Here is a 17,069-nt window from a genome sequence, read left to right as displayed (position 1 = left end):
CTGGTGGCCAACATCCTTGTAGACAACCGCCCGCGCCGTTTTGCCCTGTCGCCCGATGGCAGCACACTCTGGGTTACCAGTGAGCTGGGCGTGGACGGTGAGCCTGATCGACACCGAAACCGACGAAATCCGGAACACTCTGGTATTCGAGCCGCAGGGTTTCAGGCCGGAGGATGTGACCCCGGTAGGCATCCTGTTCGATGAGGCCCGTGATCGCGTCTACGTCACCATGGGCCGTGCCAACCATGTTGCCGTTGTCGACAGCCAGTCCCTGGAGGTCGAGAAATATCCAGGTCGGCCGCCGGGCCTGGGGCGTCGGACTATCCAATGACGGGACGCGGCTGTTTTGTCACCAACGGGTTTTCCGATGACCTCGGTGTGATCGACACCGAGGCCCTTTGAAGTGACCAAGTCGCTTTCCGTAGGGCGCGTGCCGCACAGCGTGGTGATGGACAGCGGGGGCCCCTGATGATGCGCGTGCTCCGCATATTGCTGCTCCTGGGGCTGTTTCAGTCTGCTGCTTTTTGGGGGGCAGCCCTGGGTGGTCACAAATAGCTATCTGGAGCTGGCCGAGGATCCTCGATACAGCGCTCCATACCTCGACTAGAATTTCAGGGACAGCCCTGGGGGGCCCCCTTTGTCGGGCAGAAGTTGCGCTGGAGGAATCCCGCTTTCCGGCAATGGCCATCGGCGCAGAGTTCAGCCTGGATCGGCAGAGCGTCCAGGACCACGGCCTCTGCGCTCAGTGTCATCCAATCCATGCATGCCAGTGGCGTTGAGCTGTTTCTGCTCGACCTGCCTGCAGAACTGATGAAGACTTGCCCGCGAAACCCGGGACACCGGTATTGCCCTGTTCAACATATCGGCGCCGGAGGACCTGCTGCGTCAGCAGGTACCCAGCCCATGTTCCATGTGTTGGCCAGTTACGCCATGCGCAACGACGCATTGGCGCAGTATCTGGTCTCCCGGCAATGGCGGAACGTACTCGTACTGGTCGGTCCGCAGGAGGCCGATCGGAAACTGGCCGAATCCTGGCGCCGAGCGTCCGCGCAGCTCTTCGGGCTGAATATTGACGAAGAACGCAACTTTGTCATGGGCAACGACCCGCGCCAGAGAGGCTGAACAACCCCTGGGTTGGTCAGCGGCAGCGCCAGTTACGACATCGTCTACGTGGCCGACACTTACTGGCGAGTTCGCCCAGCTATTACCCTACTACGACGCAACTGCCGCGTCCCGTTGTCGGCAGTGGAGGGGCCTCGTGGCCCAGGACTGGCACTGGGCCTGGGCCAGCCATGGGGCAGCACAGTTGAACAAGCGCTGAGGACGCCTCGGCGCGCCATGCTACCGGATATGACTGAGCGGCGCCGGATGGCGGCAAGGCGATTGTGGAAGCCATGGTGCGCAGCGACTCGACCGATTTTCAGCAGGCAATACCTACATTCAAAGCAGCGAAATGGTTCTCGACAGCTTCAAGGCTTTCGCCTGGCTTTCGGTCCTGGAACAATCAGCTGCGCCAGCCTCTCCTGCTCAGCTCGGGCAACTGGTGGTGACCCGCACGCCACTTGAGGGCTTCCTGCACGAGGAGAATTACCTCGATACGCTGGGTTTCGACAGCAGCGAAAGCCAATGTAGTGGCAATGGAAGAATGACCCGGAGGACATTTACTCAGGTCGGCTCAGCCATGCAGTGCAGGCGCTTGGCGCGGTGTGCTGGAGAGAGTTCATCAAGTTCTGGCACCAGCGTGGGCGCACGGTAAGTCGGCCCTTGGTGCGTCCGGCGCTCTGGCTGCTGGTCTTCGCGGCAGTATTTCGCAATATTTTCGGCGTGGCGGTCTTGCCACCCTACGAAACCATATCGAGTATCAGGTCTATATTGCGCCGGGCCTGCTGGGCATGGTGCTGCTGTTCAACGGGATGCAATCCTCCCTGGCCATGGTCTATGACCGTGAAATGGGAATGATGCGGCTGCTGCTGACCGCACCCCTGCCACGCAGCTATCTGCTGTTCTGCAAGCTTGTGGCCGGCACGCTGCTGTCCCTGCTGCAGGCGTATAGTTTCCTGGCACTTTGCGCACTGTTTTCGGTCAAATTGCCCTGGTGGCCCGGATTGCTCTATGCGTTTCCGGCCCTGTTGCTGGGCAGCATGATGCTGGGTGCGCTCGGGCTGATGTTGTCTGTCTACGTGCGGCAGCTCGAGAATTTTGCCGGCACGATGAACTTCATCATTTTCCCGATGTTTTTTCTTCTCCAGCGCCCTCTACCCCCTGTGGCGGCTCCAGGAGGCCGGTGCGGAACTTGTTTATCCAGCTGTCACGGTTCAACCCTTTCACCCATGTGGTGGAACTGGTGCGCTTTGCTCTCTACGGGCAGCTGAACACGATCTCGCTCGCCATTGTCGCGGGCATGCTCGTGTTGTTTTTTTCGCTGTCGCGGCATGGGGTTATGAGCCCCAGCGCGGCAATTATGCGAGCCAGAACTAAGCAGAACGGGCGTAATTCCAGAAGTGAGGATTTTTTGATGACCAAGCGTTTTTATGCCAATCCATTTTCTCAACGAGCAGGATATTGCGTCGTGCTGGCCGGCCTGTTCGGGGTCATCCCCGGCGCAATGGGTCAGGACCTGCAACAGGCTGAGCAGACGTTCAACGACGTCTGCTCAGCCTGTCATTCGGTTGATGTCATTTTCGAAGGCCAGCGCCTCACCGCGCAGCAATGGGACAGCACGGTCAGGGACATGGTTGGTCGCGGGGCCGATGCGACCGACGAGCAACTGGATTTGATCCGGATGTATCTCAAGAGAAGCTGGGGCTCGGTATGGATCAACCGGGCCGAGGCCGAAAGAACTGACCGCCGTGATGGGGCTGCCCGCGGACGATGCGGACAAGGTGATCGCGTATCGCGACGCGAACGGCCCATTTGAAGACCTCGACAGCCTCAAGGCCGTGCCGGGCATAGATCCGGCAATGTTGGACGTTCAGGCCGGCGTCATCCTGTTCAACTGAGCTTCGGCACCCGGCTCTGCCCGCGGGGTCTGAATTCAGACAGGAGGCCTGATGAACGATGATGTGGCGCGGCGGCGCCGGGCGCAAGCGGCTGGCCTCCTGTTGCCGCTTTTTTCCTGTCCGGCGCCACGGCGCTGGGCTACCAGACGCTTTGGGTGCGCGAACTACGACTGGTGTTCGGTACCTCGACCTTCGCCATTTCCACAGTGCTTGCGGTTTCATGTTTGGCCTTGCCGCCGGCGCTTTCGTCATGGCGCGCTACGCCGATCGGCTGGCTCGCCCCTTGGCGTTCTATGGAATTCTGGAGATCGGCATTAGCCTCTATGCGCTGATCTTTCCTCTATTGGTGTCGGTCCTGAAACCGGCTTACCTCTCCATCTGGCGTGCGATGGAGCCGGGACCGCTGACATTCGGTCTGATCCAGTTTCTGCTCGTCGCAATTGCGCTGCTTCTGCCGACCGCTGCCATGGGCGCCACGCTCCCACTGCTCGCCCGATTTGCCACCCGGCGCCTCGGCGCTGCCGGCAGTCGCATCGGGACGCTCTATGCCGTCAATACCTTTGGCGCCGTGGCCGGCACCTGGTTTTGCGGGTTTCTGCTACTGCCCCGGGCCGGACGGTTCAGCACGACGATCATCGCCGCTTCGGCGACCTCGTTCTTGGTGTGGCTGCCCAGGTTCTGGATCGCTGGGCGAACCGAAGCCATACAGGCGCGGTCGAGATCGAGGATGACCCGGGCCTCGACGCCCTTGACCCCGGCTCTTGTCGTGGTGTCGATCGCTATAGCGCTGGCCGGCTTTGCGGCTCTGATCTACGAAGTGACCTGGGCGCGTCTGCTGGGGCTGATGCTGGGCGGCTCGACCTACATCTTCTCGGTGATGCTGCTGGCCTTCCTCATAGGGATTGGCCTGGGCAGCAAGCTGGGCGGGTCGCTTGCCGACAGACTTCTACAAAGCAGGAGGGCAGGCAGGGGTACTCTACGCATTCGCGGCAATCGAAATTGGCATTGCGCTCGTGTGCTACGCGATGATGTATCTCTATCCCGAACTGCCCTTCTGGTAGGTCTGGCTCTTCGACTGGGCCGGCGCCGCCGGGCAACCTGAAGCGCTTTGGTGGCTGTCGCTGCTTCTCGCCGGTCTGGATCATGACGCCTCCGGCGATCCTCATGGGCATGCATTTCCCGGTCGCTGTGCGCGCCGTTGTGGGGCACGACAAGAAGCTGGGCGGTCCGGTAGGCGCTCTTTACGGAGCGAATTCGCTTGGGGGCGCCGCGGGTGCCTTCGTTGCCGGATTTGTGCTGCTGCCCAATCTGGGAATACAGGGCACGATAGCAGTTGCTGCCGTTGCGGGATTGGTCGCGGGAGCGGTGCTGTTATTGCCCGCGCTGGGAAGGCTGGAAGCGCGCCTGGATCCCCCTGCCTTTCGCGGCCCTGGCAGGACTTGCCCTGCTGTTTCTGACCCATCGCCCGCCACGGGACCCCATGTTGATGACCTCGGGCATGTATCAGTATGTGATCGCGTTCAAAGACCATAGCCGACAGGGTATTCTCGACTATAGCTTGGCTCCCTACGAGCTCGCTTATTATGAGGAGGGGCTGTCGAGCGTCGTCACCGTGGCGCGGCATAAAGAAGGGGCCGGACCTGTGGCTCGCCGTCGATGGCAAGGTGGACGCTTCCACCACCAACGACATGCGCACGCAGACCCTGTTGTCCCTGCTGCCCATGCAGTTCGTGCATGAGCCGGAGGACATTCTGATCGTCGGGCTGGCCTCGGGCATCACCGCGGGAGCCGTCTCCCGGTGCCCGCTCTCCAGTGCTGGAAGTGGTCGAGCTTGAGCCGGCAGTCGAGCGTGCCGCGCAATTTTTCAGTGCATGGAACCGCGATGTATTGTCGGACCCCCGTACCCAGGTGGTCCACAATGATGCCCGCAACCATCTCCTTCTGGCCGGCCGGGGCAGTTATGACCTTGTCGTCAGCGAGCCTTCCAATCCCTGGATTGCCGGCGTTGCCAGCCTGTTTACCCGGGAGTTTCTCGAACTGGGCAAGTCACGCCTGAAACCGGGTGGGGTGTGGTCGCAGTGGATTCGGTTTACGGCATGAGCAGTCTGGATCTGCAGACGCTTTTGCGGACGTTTCGCGAGGTTTACCCCTCCGTTCTTATCTATGCGGCCGTCGATTATGGCGACCTGGTGCTGATTGGTTCGGAGAATCCATTGGACCCGACGCTCGAAAACGCGCACGACCTCTTCGGCGAACCGGCATTGGCCGAGGAGCTGGGGGCGATCCGGACCCGTTCGGGCCTCGATCTGCTGTCGCTGTTTCTGCTGGATGGCCGGGATATTCTCGCCATGGGCGACGAAATTCCCGTCAATACAGATGACAACATGATCATTGAATATTCGGCGCCCAAAAGCCTGCATGCCATGACAAGGGCAGAAAATTTCAACCTTCTGCTGCGCCATGCCCGCCTTCCCCACGGATTCGGTAGCAATGGAGCCGGGGCACTGGGCGGCACTCGCCCAGAGTTACTGGCAGCGGGGCGATATGGCTCGCGCCGCGGCCGCCATGGCCTTGGCACGAACATCTGCTGCGCCAGCGGAATAAAGACGCGTTCGCCATTCACGACCCGGTCCGGCAGCGGCCGGGTTGCTGCCCTGGTTTCCACCGAACCCTCCCGCTCGAAACCGGTCGGACAATCGCGCTTGCCGGCTACCAAGATCGGCATGACCTGCGAGGCGTGCGCATTTGAAAGCCCTGTCAGACGCAGGAACGGCGCATTTCCCCGCACGCCAACCTCTGCCCGTTATCGAGCCTCGGGGGGGCACCGACGTCGTTCGCAGTAAAATATGAAAGATGTTCAAAAATTGAATGATATAAAAAATATGTAGACGGTGAGTTTTGAATCGGTTATTCTCGCGCCATCAGCAAGGTGGTCCTGGCCGCCAACAAGGAGGAGCTGTTGATGAATAAGATCACTCGAAGGATTGCGTGCGCCCTGATGCTGGGAGGCGCATTCGCGGCTTCGACGGCCGGAGCTTTGCCCCAGGATGCAGCGCGTGAACTCCGGTTTGCCATGAGCCTTACCTCCGATCCACCCGCTCGGTGTCGCAGGCCAGAAGTTTGCCGAACTGGTGGAAACCAAGAGCGAGGGCGCCTTGAAGGTGTCGCTCTATGCAAATGCCGTTCTCGGCAGCGACCAGCAGAATCTCAGTGCAGTGCGCGGCGGTACGCTCGATTTCACCATCATGGCGACGAGCCTCCTGGCCGGCATCGATCCGCGTTTCCAGGTTTTCGACCTGCCGTTCATGTTCAACAACTCCGCAGAGGCCTACGCACTCAGCGATGGTCCCGTCGGCACCGAGCTCATGGATGGGCTTGCGGACGACGGCATCCATGGTCTGGGCATCTGGGACCTTGGCTTCCGCAACATGACCAACAATCGCGGTCCGGTCGCCAAGCTGGAGGATTTCCAGGGCCTGAAGCTGCGGGTTATCGCGTCGCCGATCTACATCGACCTGTTTACCCAGCTCGGCGCCAATCCGGTGCCGATGACGTTCGGCGAGGGTCTATGGAGCGCTTGAATCCAGGGCCATCGACGGTCAGGACAATCCGCTGGCTGTCATCCAGTCGGCTAAGTTCGAAGAAGTGCAGGATTACCTCTCTCTGACCCGGCATATTTATACCGGCATGCCTTTCCTGATGAGCGAGGCTACCTGGGCCCAGCTATCCGCCGAGGAGCAGGCCGTCATCGCCGAGGCCGCGGAAGAGGCCAAGCTGTTCGGTCGTGACCTGGTGCAGGAGCAGGAAATCTCGGCAATCGAGCAGCTCGGTCAACAGATGGAAGTGAACGAACTCGCACCGGAAGAAGTGGCTCGCATGCGCGAGGCGGTGGCACCGGTCGTTGACAAGTTCGCGGCGGATATCGGAGCAGACGTCATGGACGCGGCGCGTGCTGAACTCGAGGCGATGCGCTAAGCGTCGATGTGACTATGACACTTCTGGGAGATGCCGCCGTTGCCATGTGGTGGAACGTGGCCGACAACGACCGAACTGAGTTCCACGAATGGCATTCCAAGGAGCATCTCCCGGAACGGCTCAGCATATCCGGCTTCAATCGCGGCTCGCGCTGGCAGGCCGACGAAGCCGGTGCATTCTTCGTGCTCTATGAACTGCAGACCTACGAGACGTTGACATCGCAGGGCTATCTGACCCGGCTCAACGATCCAACGCCGTGGTCCACCGAGATGATGCCGCTGCATCGCGGCATGGTCCGCAGCCAGTGCCGGGTGCTTGCCAGCAACGGGCTTGGGGTCGCCGGTGTCATGCACACTATTCGCATGTCTCCCGAACCGGGACGGGAGAGCGCGTTGAAGCGCTTCCTCGTCGATCTGGTGGCAAGGGTGCCTCAGGTTCCCGGATTTACCGGCGCGCATTTGCTGCAGACCGAAACGCCCGCTGCTGCTCCGACCCGGGAGCAACAGATCCGCGGCGGCGACGCGGCAGCGGACTGGATCCTGCTGGTTGCCGGCCATGCCGCAACGGCGGTACCGCAACTGTTCGACGGTCAGCCGCCCTCATCGCGGCTGGTAGCGGAAGGCGCGGCCGAAACCCCTGTCGTCGGGCGGTTTCAGCTCGTCCATGCAGTGACTGCCGGTGATGTTGCCACGACCACCGAGAAAATGGAGGAAGGGCGAGATGCGCACACTTCTTGATCAGTACTGCAGGCTGCTGAAAGTTGTCGCGGTGCTGCTGCTGGGTCTGATGGTGATGCTCGTATTCGGGAATGTCGTGCTTCGCTATGTTTTCAATTCCGGCATTACGGTGTCCGAGGAATTGTCGCGCTGGCTGTTCGTGTGGCTGACCTTTCTCGGTAGCGTTTACGCGCTTCGCGAGCACCGCCATCTGGGCACCGACACAGTCATATCGCGGTTGAGCCCGCGGCCGCGCCAGATATGTCTGATTATCGCAAACGGCTTCATGCTCTGGGTCTGCTGGCTGATCTTCGCCGGCGCCCTGGAACAAACGCGTCTCAACTGGAACGTGACCGCGCCTTCAAGCGGCTTTTCGGTGGCCTAGTTCTATGGAGCGGGCGTGGTTTTCAGCGTGTCCGCCGCCGTGGTGCTCATTGAACAAATTGTCGATCTGCTGCGCGGTCATATTCCGTTAGCACGACCGCGGAGGACCAGTCTTGATACTTTTACTCTTTGTAGGGTCGTTGCTGGCCGCGATGGCGATTGGCGTTCCCGTGGCGTTTGCCCTGTTGATCTCCGGGGCAGCGATGATGTGGCAACTCAACATGTTCGATGCGCAGATCATCGCAGAGAACGTGATCCACGGCGCAGACAGCTATCCGCTGCTGGCAGTGCCCTTCTTCATGCTGGCCGGGGAGATCATGAACCGGGGCGGGCTGTCGCGCCGGCTGATCAATCTGGCGCTGTCCCTGATCGGCCACGTACATGGCGGGCTGGGTTATGTGACGATTATGGCGGCAACGCTGATGGCGGCGTTGTCGGGATCCGCCGTTGCTGACGCGGCCATGCTGGCGGCGCTGCTGCTTGCCCATGATGGTGGCCGCTGGCCATGATCCGGCACGCTCCGCCGGATTGATTGCCGCTTCCAGCCGGTCGCGCCGATCATCCCGCCGAGCATCGGCTTTATCGTTCTCGGCGTGGCGGCCAATATGTCCATCTCGCGCCTCTTCATGGCCGGCATCGCCCCCGGCTTCCTGCTGGCGGCTGCCGTATGGATCACATGGTGGTGGTTGTCGCGACGGGAAAATGTGGCGCCCCAGCCGCGTCAGTCATTGAAGGATGTGCTGATTGCGCTACGCGAGTCAGCTTTGCCCTGGTGCTGCCGGTCATCATCATCGTAGGCCTCAAGATGGGCGTGTTCACGCCTACCGAGGCGGGCGTCGTTGCCGCGGTCTATTCCATAGTCATTTCGATGTTCGTGTATCGCGAACTGCCGCTGCGCGAGCTGTATGCCGCCTTTGCCGATGCGGCGCGTACCAGTGCCGTGGTGATGCTGCTCGTCGCGGCGGCCGCGGTCAGTGCCTGGCTGATCACCGTGGCCAATATTCCCCAGCAACTGGTCGTGCTGCTCGATCCCCTGATCGGCAACCAGACGCTGCTGCTGATAGTCATTATGGTGCTGGTCATTATTGTCGGCACCGCCCTGGATCTGACGCCGACAATCCTGATCCTGATCCCTGTCCTGATGCCGGTGGTCAAGGCGGCCGGGATCGATCCTGTCTATTTTGGCGTCTTGTTCATGATCAACTGTGCCATCGGCCTGATCACGCCGCCCGTTGGCGTCGTGCTCAACACTGTTGCTGGGGTCGGTAACGTCAGCATGGACGAGGTTACGGCCGGGGTATGGCCGTTCATGCTGGTTCAATTCATTTTCATGTTTCTGCTGGTGCTGTTCCCGCAACTGGTCACGGTACCTGCGCAGTTTTTTCATTGAGGAGCATAATCTTGGGGTACGAAATCTAGCCGAAACCGACCTCGGCTTGCGGGAACCCTGGGTTGATGTCGATCCAGGGCGGCCAAATGTAGAGGCGTCTTTACAGCGCCCATGAAGCCGAATTTCAAATCGGTGCCGCTCCTGCTGACTGGTGGCGAAGGCAGATAAAAACCCATGGCTCCACATGTGAGCCAGGATCGTGGCGCGTCGCATCAATGTCGGCCTGCACGCGCGACCAATGCTGAGGATGAAGCCTGTCGATACCGCGTGCCCGGGGGCAAGTGAGCCGATTGCGGCGGGGCAGGCTGGCTGGCGCTGGCACCGCAGCCAGCTGAGGGAACGCATCTCCTCGGTTGGGCGGAAGGGAGGGCCTGCATGGAGCACGGTTGGTTGCTCGACTTTCTCGCGCTGGTGGAGACCGGCAGCTTTTCCGAGGGAGCAAGGATACGCAATTCATCGCAGTCGGCGTTCAGCCGGCGCATCAAAGCCCTGGAATTCTGGCTCGGTGCACGGGTGGTCGATAGGGCGACCCAGCCCGTGACTTTAACAACGGATGGGTTGAAATTCGTCGGCCGGGCAAAAGATTTGCTCGCGCTCGCAGATGACGCCAGAAAATCTATAAATACAAAAGTATTATAACGGCTGACTTGCATCGTTGTCGCCAAGTTATGCAAATATTAGATTTGTTGCTATTAATAGATAGGCGCAACAAGTCTCTTTCGATGTCATAAAATACTCAGAATACTCCATGTGAGGCGCGGCCATTCTTGGATCGCGCCGCATTCATGGAGGATGAGGCATGAAGAAGTTAATGGCCGCCATTGGGGCGGTGGCTGTCGTGGGAATGGCGTCGGCCGGGCCGGCACATGCCGTCGACCTGGGCGTGTTGACACCGGTTGATGTCTGCAACGACCTTGGGCTGGCCGGACTGATGCTATCGTCGCACAGCAACTGCCTGACGATCAGTGGGGAAGCCGAATACAGCTTCAGCTGGGGCGACTATGACGACGACCGCAGGGTCGTGGACGACCTGTCCTATTCCGGTCGTTACGATGTCATGATGGGCGACGGCGCGCTGGACTGGGAAAGTTCTGCGACCGTCTCTTTGACCTTTACCGGCACTGCGCCGAGCGACTCTCGGTCCGGTCCGCGGTGTCATCATCATCGAGGGTGATCCGAGACAGTTATTGAGGATTTGGTGCCCGATGACGAGACCGACGAACTGGGGCTGGACAAGGCCTATATCTCGATCGGCGATACGACTGTGCTGAGCGTTGGCCTCAAGAGCACTTCCGCCGCGAAAACCGGCGCCGACACCGCTTTTACCTACCAAGGAGATGTTCAACGAGGATAAAGCCAGCGGTGTTGGCTACAATTCTGATGCGACGGATACCGACATCGACACGGGCGGCCACGTCATCCAGCTCGTTCACGACATCGATGACAGCTGGACCGTAACCGCGGCATTGGAAGACCTCGACGACTTGGGCACCTTCATCGGCGTGCTGGAATATTCCGGCGACGCGATCGATGCGCATGTCACCTTTCTCGCCGATGAGGTTCTTGCCGGCCAGGTCAAGGACTGGGCCGTTCACTGGCGGCGACGCTATCGCTCGACAACTATCGCATTCGCGGCGCCGCGGCCTTCAACAATGATGGCTGGTGGAACATTCTCGGCACGGCCGAGGCCGAGTTCGACATCTTCACGCTCGCGGTCGCCGGCGAGGCAACCTCGGAACAGGAATATGGTCTGGCGGCATCGGGGGCGGCGGCAGTCTCGGGCGCTGTGACGATCAATCTGGGGTTCGCGCGCATTCGTGGAGGCCGACAGCGATCTCCGTCGATACGATTCTCGAAGTCGAGTTCGAAGCGAGGCGAAACCATTACGCTGATAGCGGGCGGCGGCTACGTGTACGAGGAGTCCGACGATCCCGTCGGTGTGACCTATGGCGGCCTGGCGCTGGAGTGGAACCCGGATGGCGATTTCGAAGCCGAATTCCGGCCAGATCAACAGCCGCCCGGGCGATGACCTCGGCTACGAGTTCAACATTACCGCTACCAAATCGTTCGACTAGCCTCAATCGGGGTCCGGTTACCGACCCCGGCTTTTTGCCATCCAAAGCGGCCGGTCTGCCAGTCAGCAGGACGATCCAAGCGCTGTCGTTCAGCCGGGCGACGAAATGTGTATCTGTTGCGTGCCATGCCTGAAATCTCGATGGTTATCTCGTCGCCTGGGGTGAGCCAGCGGGGCGGGGTTTGGGCGAAGCCGACGCCGGCGGGGGTGCCCATGGCGATGATGTCGCCAGGCTCGAGTGTCATGACGTCGGAGATGAGTGCGATGGCTTCGGCGACGCCAAAGATCATCTCGCGCGTATTGGATGACTGCATCGTCTGGCCATTGAGCCGGCTCGTTATCGCCGGGCCCGCGGCGCCGCGGAGGCACATTCGCTCGGCGGTGACGAGGGTGGGGCCTAGGATGCCGGTGCCATCGAAATTCTTGCCCATCGTCCACTGCGAGCTCTTCTTCTGGAAGTCGCGGACTGAGATGTCGTTGAAGACGGCATAGCCGAACACGTGATCGAGCGCTGCCGTGCGCGCGATGCGGTGACCGCGGGTGCCGATGATCACGGCCAGTTCGGCCTCATAGTCGAGCTGGCAGGAATTGTGTGGCACGGCCAGCGTCGCCCCATCTGCGCCAAGTGAAGTCGCCGCGCGCATGAAAATTGCGGGATATTCGGGTGGCGGGTGTCCGCCTTCGGCAGCATGGTCGCGATAGTTCATGCCCAGGCAGACGATCTTGCCGGGCCGGGAATGACCGGTGCCAGTCGGGTGCCGGCAAAGGGCCGGCGCTTGCCCTGGGGGCACGTGCCGCCGCCAGCGCAGCCATCGGTAGGCTCTTGCTGAGGCAGGAGAGTAGGTCGGCGGGCGTGCCATCGCTGTCGCCGAGATCGATCAGCTCGTCATCGGCGAGCAGCGCGAGGCGTGGCGTGCCGGCGTCAAGATAGGTCACCAGCCTCATGCGGGCCTCCTGATGGCCACTGGCGGCTGGCCGCTTCCCGCCCCACGCGCGCCTGCAGATGCGGGGGGTAGCGGTGGCCTGCAATGCTGGTCGTGACGAGGACATTGGCAATCTGCGCCAGTTCGCTCGCATCCAGTTCAACCGCCCCGGCGCCGATATTTTTTCCTCGAGCCGGTGCGGCTTCGTCGTTCCCGGAATCGGCACGATCCATGGCTTTTGCGCCAGCAGCCACGCCAGGGCGACCTGCGCCAGGGTGACACCCTTCTGTCCGGCAATGTCCTTGAGCACCGTGATGAGACCCTGATTGGCCTTGCGTGCGTCCGTGGTGAAACGCGGCACGATATTGCGCACATCGTCGCTGCCGAAGGTCGTCGTCTCGTCGATCGTGCCGGTGAGGAAGCCCTTGCCCAGCGGACTGAAGGGGACGAAACCGATGCCAAGCTCGTCGAGCAGTGGCAGCAATTGCTGCTCCGGTTCGCGCCACCACATCGAATATTCGCTTTCGATCGCGGCCAGCGGCAGCACCGCATGGGCCCGGCGGATGGTCTGCAGGCCCGGCTCTGAGAGACCGAAATATCTGACCTTGCCTTCAACGATCAGGTCTTTCACCGTTCCGGCGACATCCTCTATCGGCACGTCCGGGATCGACGCGATGCTGATAAAGCAGGTCGATGACATCGGTGCTGGAGGCGCCTAGAGCGAGCCCTCCACGGATTTGCGGATCTCCTCCGGGCGGCTGTCGGTCAGTTGCGGCTCGCCCGGTGCGGGGATCGTCAGGCCGAACTTGGTGGCGATCGATACCTTGTCGCGGAAGGGCTGCACGGCTTCGCCGACCACCTCTCATTATTGCCGTAGACCACGGCGGTATCGAACAGTGTCACGCCGAGCTCAATGCGCGGCGGATCACCCCGATCGCGTCCGCCCTTGGCGTTTCGGGACCGAAAGAATGGCTCAGCCCCATGCAGCCGAACCCGATGGCGGAGACTTCGAGGCCGGCCCCAAGCTTGCGCGTTTTCAATAGCCGCCTCCCGGTCGTTGCCGCCGGCAGTTGCATCGTGCACCAGCGCAAGCCGGCTGCGGCCGGCTTCCGTCATCAATCCGGTATCGGAGCCAACGGTGACGAAGTCGAAGCCCATCTCCACCATGCGTTTTGCCTGCGGACCATTGGCGCAGTGCATGCCCACATGTCGGCCGGTGGCACGGCTGCGTTCGACAACGTGGCGCAGAATATCGATGAAGCGTGGATCGGTGCTGTCGCCATTGGCGCCCAGACCCATCGACAGTGTCAGGTCCGAAGGGCCGACATAAACGCCATCGAGGCCTTCGGTGGCGAGGATCGCGTCGAGGTTGGAGAGGCTCAGCGGCGTCTCCACCGCCAAACACTACGATCTCGCGATTGGCACCATCGGTCGTGTAATCCGGGCCCTGCGACATGGCGGACCGCGTGGGGCCGAAGCTGCGCTGCCCGAGGGGCGGATAGCGGCAGGCCTCGACCAGCCGGCGCGCGTCCTCAGGCGTGTCGATCATCGGGCAGACGACGCCATAAGCGCCGGCATCGAGCAGTTTCATGATCTGCGGCGGATCGAGCGATGTCGGCCGCGCCAACGGCACGACCGGGGTCGTCGAGATGGCGGTGAGCATGCTGAGCGCGCTGGCATAGTCGATAGCGCCGTGCTGCAGGTCGACCGTCAGCGAGTCGAACCCGACATGTGACATCACCTCCGCGGAATGCGACGAGGGCACCCCGAGCCAGCCATTGAGCACCGGCCGGCCGCTTGCCCAGATTTGCTTGAGGTGATTCTTCGCGCATGGGTCTACGCCTTGAGTGACAGGGTTGCGAGCATGAAGCCGGTCATGTCCAGTCGGGCATCTCCGCCCGCAGGCGCAGATAGTGGCCGAAATGGCCGATCCGCGCCATGCTGATGCCATCGACCTGCGGCTTGATGTCGAGGCGCGTACCCTCGTCCACCCAGCGCATGCCATCGAGCGACACCTGCACATGTGCCTTGGCACCGGCGCCCAGCGTGCCCGCCTCGAGCGTGCGCACGACGATGATGGCCTCGCGCGCCCAGCTCGCCTCGTAGGGCTCGGTGGTCGAGCCGTCGAACCAATCTTCTCCGCGCGCGATGACCGCAGTGTAGCTTTCCGCCAGCATTACCAGTCTCCCGACAACAGGATGGAGTCGAAATAGAGGAAGGCGCGCTTGTCGGAGTCGCTGTCCACAAACGGGATGACGTTGAACAGGTTCTGCAGGTTCGGCATCGCATCGAATTTCAGCGTGCCCAGGCGACGACAGGTCGAGCACCAGATCGTTGCACTGCAGTTCGGTGTAGCGGAGCGTGCGAATGTCGAAGCCAAGGCGGAAATAGTGCCAGTTCACCTTGGTCGGAATCTCGTTGTAGCAGATCAACTGCTGACCGCCCGGGATGTCCTGCCAGTTCTCCTCGCCATAGTGGTAGATGGTGACGGTCTGCTCGCCGACATCCTTGAAGTCGATGCTGCGCTCCTTGTACTGCCATTTGTTCTGCAGCTCGCCGTTGAGCGAGTTGAGGTAGCGCACCTGCGGCAGCACGCGGTGCTCGTTGTCCTGGATATCGAGCACCACGCCCCACGAGCGCACAGCGCTGTCGAGAGCTGCAGTTGGGTCGCTTCCGGCTTGAAGGTGAAGTAGGCTTCCAGCTGCATCGTGCAGGCGCGCGGGAACGTCATGCGCTTGAGGCTCACGGTCTGCGAACCGCGCCCGGCGCGCGACGGCGAGCTTGAGCGCATATGAGCCGGTGAGGGCACCGTGGGTGCCGCCGTCCCACTGCGTCAGGTTGCTCAGCATCGGGCGGCGTGAACTGCTTGTAGCCCGGATGCATCGCGCGAAGGCTGCCGGTGTAGTTGCCCAGCAGTTCGGTCCAGCCGGACATGCCCTGGCTGAAATCGTCGTAAAACATGATGCGGGGGAGGGGGTCGAAACGACTGAGGTTTAGGTCAGGCCGATGCCCGACCTGCGATGCATTGATCATTGAAAGCTGGGGCCCTTGTGGAAAGCCGTCGCGCGGCAGCTAGGATTTGCGTTGCATACTGAACCGCATGAACGGCCTCGCATGAATGTCATATGTAAAAGCAGGTTTTGTTAGTGGTGTCAACAAGCGGTGGGGCTGTCGGAGGAAGGCCCGGTTACCCGGGGCTGTTGCTCGGTTGACGCGCACGACCTCGACCATGATTCGGTTTTTGTGTTGAGCGGATAATCCCAGCGGCCACCAAAGGTTATTGTTAGCCCTGCGGCGCGAACGGGGCTCAGTTTGGTAGGTCGGGCGTCCGCAGGTTCTGCTTTGCGGCGGTCGGGAGGCGGCGCGGAAAGGCGAGTCCTCACGACCTTCGAAAAACACTTTCAGCTTGACATGGGTGATAGTAACTACCGTATATGAAAGCCCGACTAAGGTCGGACCCATGGGAGGTATATGCCAATGCTACGCAAGATGCTGGCCACAGCGGTCATTCTCGCCGCTGCTGCGGGAAGCGTGTCCGCGCAGGAGGCGCGCACCATCAACATCATCTCACACAACGTCCACAAGAACGCCGCCACCGGTGGCGATCTCGCAGACGCCCAGAACATTGCGGGCGAGTGGGCTGAGCGGAACAATGTCACCCTCAACTGGGTGACGCTCGATATCGGACCTCTGCACGATCGTCTGCTTCGTGAAATGAGCCTGGGCGAAACCAGCGTCGATCTGGCCGTCGTGCTGAACACCCGCGTGGTGCCCAGCGTTGCGAGTCTGCTCGAGCCGCTGGGTCCGCAGATCGGAAGCCAATCCTATCGAGGACTTCGAGGGCATCTCCGAAGGGCCTGCGCGAGGCCACCGTGATCGATGGCAAGCGCGTCGCGATTCCGTATCGGCATGCGACCAACGCCCTTCTCTTCAATCGCGCGATTCTCGAAGAACGCGGCGTTCCCGTGCCGACCACGCTCGACGAAATGCTCGCCGCAGCGCGCGCCGCCACTTTACGTTCGTGACGACGGCACTCGCGTGACCACGGCCTGATCATCACGGCCGAAACGCACGTGACCGCGCTGCAGCTGCTCAGCGCCTTCGGTGCCGTCTACATCGCGCCGGACCTGTCGGTGCGTCGAACTCGCCCGAAATGATTGCCGGCCTGACCGAGCTTGCAAACTCCACAAGAAGGGCGTAATCCCGCCGAACGCCACGACGTACAGCCTCGACGGGCTGATCGCCACCATGCGTGAAGGGCGTGGCGCTTCGCCATCAACCCGTTCTCTCGCTACACGGCCCTCAACGATCCGGCGGCATCGCTCTATCCGGGCCAGATCGACGTGATCCGTTCCCCACCAACGAGGCGGGCGTGGCTTCGGCCAATACCGAGTTCTGGTCGTGGGCGATCCCGGCCAACTCGACGCAGAAGGACCTGGCTTACGACGGGATCCGCGAACTGTCGGGCAAGGACGCCACGGTGCGTGCCGCGCTCAATGGCAACGGCCCGGTGCGGCCGGCGGCCTACGAAGATCCGCGCATCATCGAGAACTTCCCTATGCCGCCGCCGAGGCGATCGGCCCGAGGGATGCCTCGGTCGCCGTTCCG

Annotated in this window: 24 protein-coding genes and 6 pseudogenes; 22 read left to right on the top strand and 8 right to left on the bottom strand. The window is 61.5% G+C overall.

The features are described from left to right. Window positions 1-97 precede the first annotated feature (97 nt). From NVV79_RS00120 to NVV79_RS00040, 19 genes and pseudogenes are all read left to right on the top strand, one after another. On the top strand, window positions 98-331 hold the full coding sequence (locus NVV79_RS00120; RefSeq protein WP_303985038.1) for a hypothetical protein: 234 nt from the start codon (window positions 98-100) through the stop codon (window positions 329-331). Between the two features lie 572 nt (window positions 332-903). Continuing rightward, on the top strand, window positions 904-1,122 hold the full coding sequence (locus NVV79_RS00115; RefSeq protein WP_303985036.1) for a hypothetical protein: 219 nt from the start codon (window positions 904-906) through the stop codon (window positions 1,120-1,122). Window positions 1,123-1,659: 537 nt separating this feature from the next. Further along, window positions 1,660-2,416 (top strand): annotated as a pseudogene (locus tag NVV79_RS00110) (ABC transporter permease); the annotation flags it as partial. A gap of 436 nt (window positions 2,417-2,852) precedes the next feature. Then, the gene (locus NVV79_RS22465; protein ID WP_369684689.1) at window positions 2,853-2,999 is read left to right on the top strand and encodes a helix-hairpin-helix domain-containing protein; all 147 of its coding nucleotides are present in this window, start codon (window positions 2,853-2,855) and stop codon (window positions 2,997-2,999) included. Between the two features lie 220 nt (window positions 3,000-3,219). Further along, entirely contained in the window at window positions 3,220-4,101 is an 882-nt protein-coding gene (locus NVV79_RS00105; protein WP_303985034.1) for a hypothetical protein, read from the top strand. Between the two features lie 41 nt (window positions 4,102-4,142). Next, the gene (locus NVV79_RS22460) at window positions 4,143-4,532 is read left to right on the top strand and encodes a fused MFS/spermidine synthase (protein WP_369684686.1); all 390 of its coding nucleotides are present in this window, start codon (window positions 4,143-4,145) and stop codon (window positions 4,530-4,532) included. 131 nt (window positions 4,533-4,663) lie between these two features. Continuing rightward, the gene (locus tag NVV79_RS00100; RefSeq protein ID WP_303985032.1) at window positions 4,664-4,834 is read left to right on the top strand and encodes a hypothetical protein; all 171 of its coding nucleotides are present in this window, start codon (window positions 4,664-4,666) and stop codon (window positions 4,832-4,834) included. Beyond that, window positions 4,812-5,099, top strand: a complete 288-nt coding sequence (locus tag NVV79_RS00095; protein WP_303985030.1) for a hypothetical protein — start codon at window positions 4,812-4,814, stop codon at window positions 5,097-5,099. The genes NVV79_RS00100 and NVV79_RS00095 overlap by 23 nt, the downstream gene beginning before the upstream one ends. Beyond that, complete coding sequence (locus tag NVV79_RS00090; protein WP_303985028.1) at window positions 5,096-5,842, top strand: hypothetical protein; 747 nt, start codon at window positions 5,096-5,098, stop codon at window positions 5,840-5,842. Before NVV79_RS00095 ends, NVV79_RS00090 begins: the two co-directional genes overlap by 4 nt. Window positions 5,843-6,088: 246 nt before the next feature. After that, complete coding sequence (dctP, locus tag NVV79_RS00085; protein ID WP_303985082.1) at window positions 6,089-6,580, top strand: TRAP transporter substrate-binding protein DctP; 492 nt, start codon at window positions 6,089-6,091, stop codon at window positions 6,578-6,580. Window positions 6,581-6,590: 10 nt separating this feature from the next. After that, window positions 6,591-6,974, top strand: coding sequence for a TRAP transporter substrate-binding protein DctP (gene dctP, locus NVV79_RS00080; protein ID WP_369684688.1), 384 nt, complete (start codon window positions 6,591-6,593; stop codon window positions 6,972-6,974). Window positions 6,975-6,988: 14 nt separating this feature from the next. Further along, window positions 6,989-7,711 carry a hypothetical protein gene (locus tag NVV79_RS00075; RefSeq protein ID WP_303985026.1) on the top strand — a complete coding sequence of 241 codons (723 nt, stop codon included), beginning with the start codon at window positions 6,989-6,991 and terminating at the stop codon, window positions 7,709-7,711. Beyond that, window positions 7,695-8,075: a TRAP transporter small permease gene (locus NVV79_RS00070; RefSeq protein ID WP_303985024.1), complete on the top strand. Its 381-nt coding sequence runs from the start codon at window positions 7,695-7,697 to the stop codon at window positions 8,073-8,075. The genes NVV79_RS00075 and NVV79_RS00070 overlap by 17 nt, the downstream gene beginning before the upstream one ends. 151 nt (window positions 8,076-8,226) lie before the next feature. Then, window positions 8,227-9,464 (top strand): annotated as a pseudogene (locus tag NVV79_RS00065) (TRAP transporter large permease). A gap of 375 nt (window positions 9,465-9,839) precedes the next feature. Beyond that, complete coding sequence (locus NVV79_RS00060; RefSeq protein ID WP_303985022.1) at window positions 9,840-10,103, top strand: LysR family transcriptional regulator; 264 nt, start codon at window positions 9,840-9,842, stop codon at window positions 10,101-10,103. A gap of 160 nt (window positions 10,104-10,263) precedes the next feature. Further along, the gene (locus NVV79_RS00055) at window positions 10,264-10,638 is read left to right on the top strand and encodes a hypothetical protein (protein ID WP_303985020.1); all 375 of its coding nucleotides are present in this window, start codon (window positions 10,264-10,266) and stop codon (window positions 10,636-10,638) included. Between the two features lie 24 nt (window positions 10,639-10,662). After that, window positions 10,663-10,818 carry a hypothetical protein gene (locus NVV79_RS00050; RefSeq protein ID WP_303985018.1) on the top strand — a complete coding sequence of 52 codons (156 nt, stop codon included), beginning with the start codon at window positions 10,663-10,665 and terminating at the stop codon, window positions 10,816-10,818. Further along, complete coding sequence (locus tag NVV79_RS00045) at window positions 10,802-11,254, top strand: hypothetical protein (RefSeq protein ID WP_303985016.1); 453 nt, start codon at window positions 10,802-10,804, stop codon at window positions 11,252-11,254. Before NVV79_RS00050 ends, NVV79_RS00045 begins: the two co-directional genes overlap by 17 nt. Beyond that, a complete protein-coding gene (locus NVV79_RS00040; RefSeq protein ID WP_303985014.1) occupies window positions 11,251-11,493 on the top strand; it encodes a hypothetical protein in 243 nt (80 codons plus the stop codon). The genes NVV79_RS00045 and NVV79_RS00040 overlap by 4 nt, the downstream gene beginning before the upstream one ends. A gap of 26 nt (window positions 11,494-11,519) precedes the next feature. On the opposite strand, the gene NVV79_RS00035 is transcribed toward NVV79_RS00040, so the two are convergent. The 8 genes and pseudogenes from NVV79_RS00035 to NVV79_RS22435 all read right to left on the bottom strand — a co-directional run bounded on the left by NVV79_RS00035 (window position 11,520) and on the right by NVV79_RS22435 (window position 15,422). Beyond that, a complete protein-coding gene (locus tag NVV79_RS00035) occupies window positions 11,520-12,245 on the bottom strand; it encodes a fumarylacetoacetate hydrolase family protein (protein ID WP_303985078.1) in 726 nt (241 codons plus the stop codon). Window positions 12,246-12,520: 275 nt separating this feature from the next. Further along, a pseudogene (locus NVV79_RS00030) lies at window positions 12,521-13,501 on the bottom strand (aldo/keto reductase); the annotation flags it as partial. Between the two features lie 79 nt (window positions 13,502-13,580). Continuing rightward, window positions 13,581-13,856, bottom strand: a pseudogene (locus tag NVV79_RS00025) (aldolase/citrate lyase family protein); the annotation flags it as partial. Between the two features lie 112 nt (window positions 13,857-13,968). Continuing rightward, window positions 13,969-14,199 (bottom strand): annotated as a pseudogene (locus tag NVV79_RS22455) (aldolase/citrate lyase family protein); the annotation flags it as partial. A gap of 136 nt (window positions 14,200-14,335) precedes the next feature. Next, window positions 14,336-14,638, bottom strand: a complete 303-nt coding sequence (locus tag NVV79_RS22450; protein WP_369684685.1) for a hypothetical protein — start codon at window positions 14,636-14,638, stop codon at window positions 14,336-14,338. Then, entirely contained in the window at window positions 14,638-14,745 is a 108-nt protein-coding gene (locus NVV79_RS22445) for a DUF6772 family protein (RefSeq protein ID WP_369684684.1), read from the bottom strand. Before NVV79_RS22445 ends, NVV79_RS22450 begins: the two co-directional genes overlap by 1 nt. A 144-nt stretch (window positions 14,746-14,889) precedes the next feature. Beyond that, window positions 14,890-15,192, bottom strand: coding sequence for a hypothetical protein (locus NVV79_RS22440; protein ID WP_369684683.1), 303 nt, complete (start codon window positions 15,190-15,192; stop codon window positions 14,890-14,892). Between the two features lie 11 nt (window positions 15,193-15,203). Next, window positions 15,204-15,422, bottom strand: coding sequence for a DUF6772 family protein (locus NVV79_RS22435; RefSeq protein WP_369684687.1), 219 nt, complete (start codon window positions 15,420-15,422; stop codon window positions 15,204-15,206). A 516-nt stretch (window positions 15,423-15,938) separates the two neighbouring features. Between NVV79_RS22435 and NVV79_RS00015 the strand changes: the two genes are divergently transcribed. From NVV79_RS00015 to NVV79_RS00005, 3 genes and pseudogenes are all read left to right on the top strand, one after another. Then, window positions 15,939-16,337, top strand: a complete 399-nt coding sequence (locus tag NVV79_RS00015; protein ID WP_303985010.1) for a hypothetical protein — start codon at window positions 15,939-15,941, stop codon at window positions 16,335-16,337. Continuing rightward, on the top strand, window positions 16,334-16,486 hold the full coding sequence (locus tag NVV79_RS00010; RefSeq protein WP_303985009.1) for a hypothetical protein: 153 nt from the start codon (window positions 16,334-16,336) through the stop codon (window positions 16,484-16,486). The genes NVV79_RS00015 and NVV79_RS00010 overlap by 4 nt, the downstream gene beginning before the upstream one ends. A 347-nt stretch (window positions 16,487-16,833) precedes the next feature. Then, window positions 16,834-17,069 (top strand): annotated as a pseudogene (locus tag NVV79_RS00005) (carbohydrate ABC transporter substrate-binding protein); the annotation flags it as partial.

Origin of the sequence: Devosia ginsengisoli, assembly GCF_024707105.1 — a bacterium.
Classification (GTDB): Bacteria; Pseudomonadota; Alphaproteobacteria; order Rhizobiales; family Devosiaceae; genus Devosia; species Devosia ginsengisoli_A.
This window is presented reverse-complemented; position numbering and strand designations above follow the sequence as displayed.